The sequence below is a fragment of the Erythrobacter longus genome (assembly GCF_000715015.1).
Lineage (GTDB): Bacteria > Pseudomonadota > Alphaproteobacteria > Sphingomonadales > Sphingomonadaceae > Erythrobacter > Erythrobacter longus.
The window spans coordinates 368,518-380,547 of the sequence record NZ_JMIW01000001.1 but is presented as its reverse complement, the minus strand read 5'-3'; the positions used below and the strand labels follow the sequence as shown (position 1 = coordinate 380,547).

The 12,030-nt window shown below is 58.2% G+C and carries 10 protein-coding genes; 1 reads left to right on the top strand and 9 read right to left on the bottom strand.

Annotation, left to right across the window (positions count from 1 at the left end; genetic code table 11):
- Positions 1–181: 181 nt before the first annotated feature.
- Positions 182–1,576 carry a 2-oxo acid dehydrogenase subunit E2 gene (locus EH31_RS01845; RefSeq protein WP_034957705.1) on the bottom strand — a complete coding sequence of 465 codons (1,395 nt, stop codon included), beginning with the start codon at positions 1,574–1,576 and terminating at the stop codon, positions 182–184.
- A 173-nt stretch (positions 1,577–1,749) separates the two neighbouring features.
- Between EH31_RS01845 and EH31_RS01840 the strand changes: the two genes are divergently transcribed.
- The gene (locus EH31_RS01840; protein ID WP_034958780.1) at positions 1,750–2,202 is read left to right on the top strand and encodes a universal stress protein; all 453 of its coding nucleotides are present in this window, start codon (positions 1,750–1,752) and stop codon (positions 2,200–2,202) included.
- A gap of 16 nt (positions 2,203–2,218) precedes the next feature.
- Here EH31_RS01840 and rnr read toward each other — a convergent pair whose 3' ends face one another.
- The 8 genes from rnr to radA form a co-directional block, all read right to left on the bottom strand.
- The gene (gene rnr / locus EH31_RS01835; protein WP_241765800.1) at positions 2,219–4,507 is read right to left on the bottom strand and encodes a ribonuclease R; all 2,289 of its coding nucleotides are present in this window, start codon (positions 4,505–4,507) and stop codon (positions 2,219–2,221) included.
- 45 nt (positions 4,508–4,552) lie between these two features.
- Positions 4,553–6,109, bottom strand: a complete 1,557-nt coding sequence (gene proS, locus EH31_RS01830; protein WP_034957702.1) for a proline--tRNA ligase — start codon at positions 6,107–6,109, stop codon at positions 4,553–4,555.
- Between the two features lie 50 nt (positions 6,110–6,159).
- Positions 6,160–6,747: a polyhydroxyalkanoate synthesis repressor PhaR gene (gene phaR, locus EH31_RS01825; protein ID WP_034957701.1), complete on the bottom strand. Its 588-nt coding sequence runs from the start codon at positions 6,745–6,747 to the stop codon at positions 6,160–6,162.
- Positions 6,748–6,849: 102 nt separating this feature from the next.
- Positions 6,850–7,884 (bottom strand): alanine racemase, encoded by a 1,035-nt coding sequence (gene alr, locus EH31_RS01820; protein WP_034957700.1) that lies wholly within the window; start codon positions 7,882–7,884, stop codon positions 6,850–6,852.
- Positions 7,871–9,529, bottom strand: coding sequence for an MFS transporter (locus EH31_RS01815; protein WP_051698858.1), 1,659 nt, complete (start codon positions 9,527–9,529; stop codon positions 7,871–7,873). Before EH31_RS01815 ends, alr begins: the two co-directional genes overlap by 14 nt.
- A gap of 55 nt (positions 9,530–9,584) precedes the next feature.
- Positions 9,585–10,037, bottom strand: coding sequence for an iron-sulfur cluster assembly scaffold protein (locus EH31_RS01810; protein ID WP_051698979.1), 453 nt, complete (start codon positions 10,035–10,037; stop codon positions 9,585–9,587).
- A gap of 20 nt (positions 10,038–10,057) precedes the next feature.
- On the bottom strand, positions 10,058–10,585 hold the full coding sequence (locus tag EH31_RS01805; RefSeq protein ID WP_034957699.1) for a CvpA family protein: 528 nt from the start codon (positions 10,583–10,585) through the stop codon (positions 10,058–10,060).
- 13 nt (positions 10,586–10,598) lie between these two features.
- Complete coding sequence (gene radA, locus EH31_RS01800) at positions 10,599–11,966, bottom strand: DNA repair protein RadA (RefSeq protein ID WP_034957698.1); 1,368 nt, start codon at positions 11,964–11,966, stop codon at positions 10,599–10,601.
- Positions 11,967–12,030 lie beyond the last annotated feature (64 nt).

The window sequence follows — 12,030 nt, the reverse complement described above, 5'->3', positions numbered from 1 at the left end:
CTTAATAACCTTCACTTTTTGACACACTTGACACACTGTCCAGGGGTAGAAAATCTGACCACCCGAAACCGGTGCCATTCTCAAGTGTTTCTCAAGGGAAGAAGACGCATGTTCATCGCCTCACCCCTCGCATTTTCCTATCCGTGTAGGACAGCCCCTTTTGAGCCGCCCTCAACCTTAATCAGACCACCAGCCCCATCGGGTTCTCGATCAGGGTCCTGAGCTGATCCATCAGCTTTGCCCCGTCCACGCCGTCAATCGCGCGGTGGTCAAAACTGCCTGTCGCGCTCATCACGGTGGCGACGGTTAATTCGCCGTCGACCACATGAGGCCGCTGCTCACCAGCACCCACGGCGAGGATCATGCCTTGCGGCGGGTTGATGACCGCATCGAATTGCTTGGTCCCGAACATGCCGAGGTTCGAAAGGCTCGCCGTGCCACCTTGGTACTCATGCGGTTGCAGCTTGCCCTCTCGCGCTTTACCCGCAAGCTCTTTCATCTCGGCAGAGATTTCCGACAGGCTCTTGCGCCCGGCATCGCGGATGATCGGCGTGATCAGGCCCGAGGGCGCGGCCACCGCTACCGATATATCGGCGTGGGCGTATTGGTGCATCACATCGCCCTGAAAGCTGACGTTGCACTGCGGCTCACGCGTCAAAGCGCGGGCGAGAGCCTTGATGATGAGGTCGTTGACCGAAAGCTTCACGCCGTCCGCTTCCAATGCCTCGTTCAATTGCTTGCGCATGGCGAGCAGCGGATCGAGCCGGATATCCACGGTGAGGTAGATATGCGGGACGGTTTGTTTCGCTTCCGTCAGGCGGCGCGCGATGACTTTGCGCACATTGTTGAGCTTTTGCTCTTCATACGGCGCGTCGAGATCGTTGGCAGGAGAAACCTTCGCAGATGGTGCCGCCTTGGGTTCCTGTGCGGTGGCTGCGGGTGCTGGAACGTAATTGTCGATATCGGCCTTCACAACGCGGCCACCCGGACCAGTGCCGGAGACTGCCGCAAGGTCGATCCCTTTTTCGCCTGCAAGTTTCTTGGCAAGCGGGGATGCAATCACTCGGTCGCCGTGTTGCTGAGGTGTTGGGGCAGACGCGCCGCCAGCAACCGCCTTGACATCCGCTTTCACAATTCTGCCCTTGGGACCTGATCCAGAGACAGAGCCAAGATCAACGCCTTCATTGGCGGCAATCCGGCGTGCGAGCGGGCTTGCCTTAGCCGTGCCGCTCGAAGCGGTTGCGGGCGCTGGTGTTGGGGCTGGTGCAGACTCAGATGCAGGAGTTGGCGCAGCAGCAGACGCCGATGGTGCGCTTACATCGCCAACATCCTCGCCCTCTTCGGCGAGCATTGCGATGACTGTTCCCACAGCCACATTCTCTGTGCCCTCTTCGACAACAATCGCGGCCAAAATGCCTTCGTCGACGGCCTCAAATTCCATCGTCGCTTTGTCGGTTTCGATCTCGGCCATAATGTCGCCGGAGGAAATTTTATCGCCCACTTTAACAAGCCAGCGGGCCAGCGTCCCTTCTTCCATGGTTGGAGAAAGAGCAGGCATTTTCAGTTCAATCGCCATTGGCTTTGATGATCCCCATCACGTGTTTGACCGTCTTTCTTTCCGTTACGGCTTGGCACCACATGGGGCAAGTGTTTGCATACGACTTCACCAGTTCTTATCGCACGCTCACTTGCAATACTGCCCGATTGGCGGGATACCCGGCGACTTGGGAGCGGGTCGGAGAGGCATTGATGCGCACATTTCTAGTCATCATTGATGAAAGTGACGAAGCGCGCGCAGCTTTGCGATATGCTGCGCGGCGCGCGGTTGCGGTGGGCGGCGCGGTGCATTTGCTCGCTTTCGTGGCGCAGCAAAGCGTAAGCGCATTTGGCGGGGTTCAGGCCACAATCGAGCAGGAAGCGCGCGACCGGGCAGAGATGCTAGCCCATGGTGTCGCAGGCAATTTGCTGGCGGAAAGCGGGGTTATGCCCACGATTTCGGTGAAGATCGGCAACGGCCCAAAGATCGTGACCGAGTTTCTGGAAGGCCACAAAGAAGTCGCAGCGCTTGTTCTAGGGGCTGCAAAAGGGAGCGCGCCGGGGCCATTGGTGTCGCACTTTGCCACAGTGGCCGGGAGCCTGCCCTGTCCGCTTTACATCGTGCCCGAAGGCTATGACGAAAAGAACAGCGACCACGAAGCTTAAGCGCTGCGTTGAACCGTTATTTCCGCCGCCCCTGGTGCCGGATATTGCCGGGACGCCCGCGTTTGTTCGTTTGGTACTTGCCTTTCTTGGGGCCAGAGCCTTTCCGGTCACCCCCGCGGCCATATCGTGGTGCTGGCCGAGCGCCGCGCGGTTCGATCACATTGCCATCGGCATCAAGTACCGCGAATTTAAGAGCGCCGGTGAGCGCGTTCGCCTCTGCCAGTTGCAGCCTTAGCCGGTCGCCTGATTTGTAGGTTTTCCCGCTGTCTTCACCGATCAATGCTTGCGCGGCTTCTTCATAACGGAAATGTTCGCGGCCCAAGGTTGAAACAGGCACCAGACCGTCTCCGCCAAGCCTCTCGATGGTTGCGAAAAAGCCGAAGCTTTGCACGCCAGTGATGCGCGTGTCGAATTGTTCGCCCACGCGCCCTGAAAGCCATGCTGCGACATAGCGGTCGATGGTGTCGCGCTCCGCCTCCATCGCGCGGCGTTCGGCCTGGCTGATGGCGTCGCACACCTCCTGGATGTTGGCGCGGTCCTTGTCCGACAAACCGCTTGTATCGGGGAGCGAACCGGGGGGCTTGGGTTGTTCAAGCTTGTAGGCATCGACCAGAGCGCGGTGCACGAGAAGATCGGAATACCGCCGGATGGGCGATGTGAAATGGGCATAGGAACCCAGCGCCAAGCCAAAGTGCCCCGTATTGGCGGGACCGTAATAGGCCTGCGTCTGGCTGCGCAGCACCGCTTCCATCAATTGCGCCTTTTCGCTTTCATCCGTGATGTCCGAAAGCAGGCGGTTGAACAGCGACGGCTTGATCACCTGACCAAGCGAGAGCTTCTTTTCAAGCGTCGCCATGTAATCGCGCAGGGCAATCATCTTTTCGCGCGCGGGCACCTCGTGGTTGCGGTAAACGACCGGTGAGTTTTTGGCCTCGAGAGCTTTGGCCGCCGCCACATTGGCTGCGATCATGAAATCTTCGACGACGCGGTGCGCATCAAGCCGCTCGCGAACGGCGATTTCGGCAATCTGACCCTCATCGTTCAGCATGACGCGGCGTTCGGGTATCTCCAGTTCGAGAGGTTCCCGCTTTTCGCGCGCCTCCGCGAGCAATTTCCACGCGCCCCAAAGGTTGGCGAGATATTCCGGCGGACTGCCTGCATCCACGGCGCTTTGCGCATCTTCATAAGCGATATTGTGGTGGATGCGCACGATTGCGCGGGTGAATTTGCGCGTTTTGACTGTGCCGCTTGCATCGATATGCGCGTGGCACACCATCGCCGCACGGTCCTCGCCTTCGCGCAAAGAGCACACGTCGGCTGAGAGCACTTCGGGAAGCATCGGCACGACGCGGTCGGGGAAATACACTGAATTGCCGCGTTTCCTTGCCTCTTTGTCGAGCGCGGAGCCGGGGCGCACGTAAAAGCTGACGTCCGCAATCGCGATGAGAGCGTTATAGCCTCCCTCCCCGTCAGGCTCTGCCCAGATTGCATCGTCGTGATCGCGCGCATCGGCGGGATCAATCGCAACGATTGGCACATGGCGCAGGTCTTCGCGTTTGTCTTCTGACAGTGGCAATGTCGCTGCGCGCCGCGCTTCTTCGTGGACTGTGTCGGGGAAGACATGGGGAATGCCAAGTTTCGCAATGGCGATAAGACTAAAGCTTTTGGGCGCGAGCGGATCACCCACGACTTCGATTACTTTGACGCCTGCGCGTTCTGACCGGCCCGCTTTTTCTGCGAGCACCAATTGGCCTTCCTCGGCCCCGCCCAGATCCACGATCTTTGCTGAATTGCGAACGCGTTTATCAACTGGCGCAAGCCACGGTGTGCCCGTGCCGTCAAGCTCGACCACGCCCATAAGGCCTTCTGTGCGCGCGGGCAGTTTCTTCATGGGATAGGCGACCCACCCCGCGTCTGTTTCCTCTGTCCGGCTCAGCACCCGGTCGCCGCGCTTGAGGGCAGGCGCACTCTTGCCGCCTCCCCTGCCTTTGGGTGCCTTCATCTCTTTCATGGTGAGGCGCGGAGGTTCGCTTGGCGCTTCGGGGGACCAATTGTCCGGTATCGCTATGGCCTCGCCATCTTCGATCTCGACCACGCGAAGAACCGTCACCTTGGGCACGCCGCCCATCTGGTGGTACGCGGTCTTCTTCCCATCGATCAGCCCCTCTTCCGCCATGTCTTTAAGCAGGCGTTTGAGTGTGATCTTTTCCTGACCTTTAAGCCCGAAAGCCCGCGCAATTTCGCGCTTTCCAGCGGGAATGTCGCTCGACTGGATGAACTCAAGGATCTGTTTTTTCGTCGGCATGCCCTGAGGCATTTTGGGCGAGTAATTGGGATTGCGATTGGCCATCTAGTAGGCGCGCGCTATCAAAATCCGCTCGACCGCAGGTTTGCCAGAGAAGATGCAAACACCGTCGTCAGGCGTTCCATCACCCAATGGATCACGCGGCACATTGCGGAAGGTGAGTTTTTCAGCCTTCAGCTTTTCAACCACCGCTTCGAGTTCAGCGCCGCTTGGTTTTGCCCATTGGACCTCTACCCAGCCAGGATATTTGCCGCCTTTGCGGAAGGAATTTACGACATCGTGCCAATCAGTCATCCCGCGAGTGATCTTCGCATCGCGGCGTTCTCTGGCTTCGTTGAAAAGTCCCGCCTGAATGTCTTCGAGCAAGGCCGCAACGCCCCCAACAAATTCATCGCGCGCGGTGAAAGCCATCGCAGGCTTGCCATTGTCCATGTTCCACAAAGCATCGCGGCGAAGCACAGCTACCTTGCCGTTTTCCATATCGCGCGTGCCAACCTCGACGATAATCGGTGCGCCTTTCTTGACCCAGTTCCAGCGCTTTGCGGCCGCCTTGCCCGGCGTCTTGTCAAGCAGCACGCGGACCGGCTCACCCAAGGCAGAAACGCCCGCCAAGGATTTGCGAACCTCCTCGCAATAGGCGAGCACAGCCTCATCCTCTGGCTTGTCGCGAAGCATTGGCAGGATGATGATTTGATGCGGCGCAATGCGTGGGGGCACGCGCAGGCCATCGTCATCGCCGTGGGTCATCACAACCCCGCCAATCAGCCTCGTGGACGTGCCCCAGCTCGTCGTGTGGCACAGCTGTTGTTGGCCCTCTTTGTCCTGATAATGAATGCCCGCCGCGCTTGCGAAACTGGTGCCCAGATAATGCGATGTGCCCGCTTGGAGCGCTTTACCATCCTGCATCATGGCCTCGATCGACCATGTTTCGTCCGCTCCCGGAAAACGCTCATTCTCAGGCTTTTCGCCCGCGATCACCGGCATGGCGAGGTCTTCTTCAACGCAGGCCCGGTACATTTCGAGCGCGCGGTGCGTTTCCTCCAGCGCCTCTTCACGCGTGGCGTGGGCGGTGTGGCCTTCTTGCCAAAGGAACTCGCTCGTGCGCAGGAACATCCGCGTGCGCATCTCCCACCGAACAACATTGGCCCATTGGTTGAGCATCAAAGGCAGATCGCGCCAGGACTGAATCCAGCGCGCCATTGCATCGCCGATAATGGTTTCGGATGTTGGGCGCACAACCAGAGGCTCTTCGAGTTTCGCCTCTGGATCGGGGATCAACCCGCCCTTCCCGTCCGCGATCAGGCGGTGGTGAGTGACGACGGCCATTTCTTTTGCAAAGCCATCAACATGGTCCGCCTCACGCTCAAAATTGGCGAGCGGGATGAACAGCGGGAAATAGGCGTTCGCAATGCCAGCGGCCTTGATCCGGTCATCCATCAAGCGCTGGACGCGCTCCCAAATGCCATAGCCCCACGGCTTGATTACCATGCACCCACGCACGCCCGACTCTTCAGCAAGGTCAGCGGCGCTGATGACTTCTTGATACCATTTGGCAAAATCGTCTTCGCGCTTCACGTTGAGCGCGTGCCTAATGTTGGACACGAGGGTTTTTCCTATTTTTGAGCTTTGTAATTGTGCCGTGGCGCCTGCCGCTATTTGCTAAGATCGTCCAGCTTCTTTTGCATGGCTGCCATCTGTTCGCGCAGGGCTGCGATTTCATCGCCGGACCCTTCTTTGGGCCCGCTTTTTGCTTTCTTCGCGCTGCTTTTCCCGCTGACGCCCGGAATGAAAGTCTCGGCTGCTGCGCGCATCATTGCCATATTGGTTTCGTGGATCGCGCTGATCGGGTTGTTGGCCATGCCCTTTTCAAAGGCCTCGCGGATTTCGGTCTGCTTTTCGCGAAAGTTTGTGACCGTTGCCTCAAGGTAGGATGGCATCATGCTCTGCATCGAATTGCCGTACATCGAGATCAACTGGCGAAGGAAGCTGACGGGCAACATCTGCTCGCCATTGGCTTCTTCATCCATGATGATCTGGGTCAGGATCGAATGCGTAATATCATCGCCCGATTTTGCATCGAAGACCGCAAATTCGACGTTTTCGCGGACCATCGAAGCAAGGTCGTCTAGCGTGATGTAGCTGGAGGAAGCAGTGTTGTAGAGGCGCCGATTGGCGTATTTTTTGATGACAATGGTATCGTCAGAGACATTCATCGCCGGATCAGCGTTCTTGCGAGGCATAACATTTCCCGAAATAGTTATGCTGCAGCCTTAGCACCTGCACAATGTGCGGTGCAACAATTGCGTTACATCTGTGAACAAACCCGCGATAGCGCGGCAATCTCAACCCCAGCGCGAACCCAGAACCGTCAGCAATTCATATTGCGAAAGAGTGCTTTGCTGCGCAGCATCGGGAAGGTTGAACGGCACTTGCAACCAGTCCCCTTCGGCAATGCCGGGCGCGGCTGAAAGATCGACGACCACCATGTCCATCGACACTTTGCCAAGAATGGGGAGCCTTGCCTCGCCATACATCAACGCATTTCCGGGACCTCGCACCCGCAAAAATCCATCGGCATAGCCAAGCGAGACCGTCGCCACCGGCATCGGTGTTTCAGCGATGTAGGCTCCATTATATCCAACAGCGTCGCCTGCGCTCAGAATACGTGTCTGGATCACAGCCACTTCGACGTAGGCAACCTGGCGGATAGTGTCTTGCAATTCGGGACGCGGAACCCCGCCGTAAAGCGCAAGGCCAGGCCGGGTCAGGTCAAACGCATAATCTGCACCAAGTGCAATCCCTGCGCTGTTTGCGAGGCTGGCCTTTTTGAAAGAGAGATGGGGCAGGCATTCGCGAAAGGCTTTTAGCTGCTGCCTGTTCGCGTCGCTCTCTTCATCAGCGCTTGAAAGATGGCTCATCACGGTATCGATATTGAGCGCTTTGATAGCAGGATCGCTGATCTCACCGGGTGATATGCCAAGCCGGTTGATCCCTGTATCAATCATCAGGTGGCATGTTTGCCCTGCGCCTTGTGTCCAACGCCGCGCCTGTGAAAGCGAATTGATGACCGGCACGGCCCCGGTCGCCTTGGCATAGGCGACGTCGCTGTCGCGCATGGGACCATGCAGGACCGCAATTTTGTGCGCAGGCACGTGGGCGCGGGCTGCATCAACCTCGCTCCAATGGGCGACGAAGAAGTTTTCGCAACCCTCATCGCGCAAAGTCGGCAGGCAATGGTCGATGCCAAGACCATAGCAATTGGCCTTTATCGCAGCGCCTGCTGCGGCATCTCCTGAGAGCGCATCAAGCTCACGCCAATTGTGCGCCAGCGCGTGGCTGTCGATGCTTAGCCGAAGGGTGGGCTCAGGTGGCAACATCGTCTGCAAAGTCTTTGGGCGGGCCGCCTGGAATGCCCCACCATGCCACCACAATACCGAATGCAACAATGCCCCATGTGTACCAGAGCCCGGCGTAAATATCGCCCGTGCTCGCCACGATCACCCCTGCGATAAGCGGCAGGAACCCGCCCAGATACCCCGCCCCGATGTGATAGGGGATCGACATGGAGGAATAGCGGATTTTGGGCGGGAACATCTCCGACAAAAGCGCAGCGACAGAGCCATATGTGAGGGCAGACAGCATCGCGAGGACGAGCAATATCCCTATGATCCCGACAATGTTGGCAAAGGATGGCTGCTGCTTGGAGAAGTCAAAGCCGTATTCGCTCAAAGCCGCCTGCACGCCTTCGGTCCGCGCTGTGCCGCTTTCGAACCATTGCGGCTCCTGATCAATTGCGTTGCCGGCAACCGTAATCTTGAGCTCATCGCCAGGCGTCAATGTGTAGGTCACGCCCGACGCGGTCAGCGTGCCGAGGATCTTGCCGCAATCGGTCTGGTCCCGGTCAAACAGTTCTGCGAACGGATCGGTTACGCATTCTGGACCGCTGACCACAATGGGCGTGCGTTCGGATGCTTCGGCAAGCGCAGGGTTGGCAAGGCTTCCCAAACCCCAGAATGCGGGGAAGAGAAGTGCCAAAGTAGCAATCGCACCGATCATAATCGGCAGCTTGCGCCCGACCTTGTCCGACCATTTGCCCACCAGAATATAGAAACCCATCCCGATTGACCCTGCGACAAGGAGGATGAGTTCAACCGTAAAAGCCTCCACATGCATGGGCCCGCGAAGGAAGCTCATGCCCGAGAAGAAGGCGGTGTACCAAATGGTTGTCAGAATACCGGTCACACCAAACAGGGCTACAAAGATACGCTTTTTGTTGCCGGGGTAGGTGAAGCTTTCAACGAACGGATTGCCGGCCGTCTCGCCCGCTTCTTTCATCGCCTGGAATACCGGACTTTCTGAAAGCATGAGGCGCATCCAGAGCGAGATCGCGAGCAGCAAAATCGACAGCAGGAACGGCACGCGCCAGCCCCATGCCTCAAATTCAGCCTCTGGAATAAGGAAGCGGCACGCCAGCACCACGATGATCGACAGCACAAATCCGCCCGCGACGCTCGCCTGAATATAGCTGGTGTAATAACCGCGTTGATCGGGGGGAGAGTGTTCCGCAACATAAATTGCCGCGCCGCCATATTCACCGCCTAGCGCAAGGCCTTGAAGGACGCGCAATATAATGACGATAATGGGCGCAGCCACGCCGATAGTGTCGACCGTTGGGATAAAACCCACCCCGGCCGTCGCGATCCCCATCAATGTAACCGTCACAAGAAAGGTGTATTTGCGCCCCAGCTTATCACCCAAAAACCCGAACAGGATCGCGCCGATTGGCCGGAAGGCAAAGCCAACCGCAAAGGTCGACCACACGAGCAGAAGTCCAAGAGTCGGGTCATCCACATCGTAAAACGCGTCTTTCAGGATGTAGGCAAGTGTCCCGTAGATAAAGAAGTCGTACCATTCAAAAATGGTCCCCGCGCTGGACGCGCCAACGACAAGACGGATTTCCTTCTTTGTCGGCTCACGCGCTGCAAGTGCAGCGGCATCACTTATTACAGATGGTGATGACATATTTCCCCGTTCACTTAAGCCATGATCATTGTTTGCGGCTCTTTGCGCGAGAGGCTTAACGTGTGCCCGCCTCGGTGGAAAGCGCCCTTGTGATGGTATCCCACGCCAATAACAAAGCGCCGTGTCGCCCTTTGTGCTCGCGCGCGGGTTTGAGCGCATCGAGCCCTGGCCAATCCGGTAAGCCGGTTTCGTCTTCGCTATCCGCTAGAAGCCAAGCCGAAAGCGCGTCGTTTACTGCCGCGATTTCTTCGACGCTTCGCCCCGTCGCCCCTGCTGCCATGATCGCAGCCGAGCTTTGTCCAACAGCGCAAGCGCTCACCTGCATGCCAAGGCGCGCAACGCACCCTGCTGCGTCAAGATCGACCCCGATTTCCATTGTGCTCCCGCAGGTGCGCGAGCGTACTTGCGCCTTGTGGGAGAATTCCTTGTCCAAAGGATAATCCGCAAGCTGCGTTGCCAAGGCGAGTAGGTTCGGGGTGTAGAGCTTGCTCGCCGGTTGATTAGCCACGGGCTTGCCCGCCAAGGCGCCTATTCATCCGCAGCGCTATCCCGCTCTGCGTTAATCTTGTCCCGGCGCACCGCGATCATGTCTACCAGCTCGCGCGAAAAAGCATCGGCTGCGGGATAGGTCCGCGCCTGCGCGATCCAGTCAGGTCGCCCTTTGAAGCCCCACACCGTATCAAAGCCGAGCACGAGCAGCGAAAACGCAAAGATCACGATGAGTGCGCCCTTGATTGCTCCAAAGCCAAAGCCCAGCACCCTGTCGATGGGACCAAGGATGGAACCGCGCGATGCCTCTCCGACGTTGCCAGCGATCAGCTTCATCGCGGCGTAGGGGATAAGGAGCAGGATTGCGAAAGCGAGAATGCCAGCGCCTGGATCAAGGTCATAGAACCCGCGCAAGAATTGAGTGAAATCGCCGTGCAGGTAATAGACCGAGCAAGCCGCCAAGATCCAAGCCGCGAGGCTTAAAACTTCTTGCACAAGGCCCCTTAAAAACCCGCCAACCGCCGCTACTGCAACAATAATGAGAACGATGATGTCAAACACGGTCATAACAGGATGCGAGTTATGCGTTCGTCACCACATGGTCAACGAGATTGGAAAGTTGGCTTAGCCCTTTGTAATCAAGCTTCGACGAGCCGGTCTTTGCATCCGACGGACCGTAGCCTTTTGCAAAGCCAAGTTTCGCCGCCTCGCGCAGTCTGAGATCAGCGTGAGCGACGGGGCGAATCTCTCCAGCCAGAGAAACTTCGCCAAACCACGTTGATTTTTGCGGCAATGGCTTGTCCGCCAAGGCCGAGACCAGCGCGGCCGCCACCGCCAAATCGGCCGCAGGGTCAGCAAGCCGGTATCCGCCCGCAATATTGAGATAAACCTCTGCGCTTGAAAAGCTGAGCCCGCAGCGCGATTCCAAAACCGCAAGCAGCATCGCCAATCGGCCATTGTCCCAGCCAACGACCGCGCGGCGCGGCGTTGCGCCCGATTGGAGCCGCACGATAAGCGCCTGGATCTCGACCAGTACGGGCCGCGTGCCTTCAAGGGCGGGGAACACCGCGCTTCCTGCCAAGGGGTGATCGCGGCCTGACAGGAACAGCATGGAAGGGTTGGACACTTCTTCCAGCCCCTCGCTGACCATCGAGAAAACGCCGATTTCATCGACCGCGCCAAACCGGTTCTTGAGCGAGCGAAGGATGCGGTATTGGTGGCTGCGCTCGCCCTCAAAGCTCATCACGACATCGACCATATGTTCAAGCACGCGCGGGCCAGCGATGCTGCCGTCCTTGGTCACATGGCCAACCAGCACAAGCGCTGTGCCTGTCGCCTTGGCAAAACGGATCAATTCAAGCGCACATCCTCGCACCTGGCTAACCGTGCCCGGCGCGCCCTCGATGGTGTCGGAGTGCATGGTCTGAATAGAATCGATGATCAGCAGCGCTGGCGGTTCCCCCTGCCCCAGGGTTGTCAGAATATCGCGTACGGACGTTTCAGAGGCCAGCCTGATAGGTGCATCCACCACGCCCAGCCGCTGTGCCCGCAGACGCACTTGGCCTGCGGCTTCCTCTCCGCTGACATAGACAACGTCATTTCCGCCGCGCGCAATCGTCGCGGCGGTCTGCAAAAGAAGCGTCGACTTCCCGATCCCCGGATCGCCGCCCATCAGGATAGCGGAGCCCGGCACGATCCCCCCGCCCAGCGCCCGGTCAAATTCGGCATAACCCGTTGATTTGCGAATCGGCATTTCAGCAGGGCGATTAAGGGGGATGAATTCAATCCCCCTGCCCCCGCTGGAAAGGTCATGCTTTTGCGAGAAAACGGTCGCAGGCACATCTTCGCCAAGCGTGTTCCATTCTGAACAGTCACCGCATTGTCCCTGCCAACGCGGGCTCACCGCGCCGCAATTGGAGCACACATATCTTTTCTTTGCCTTTGCCATGGGTGATCTTTAACCAGAACATTTGAGGAACGCAATTGCGTGAAGTGTGATTTCCCGGCATGGA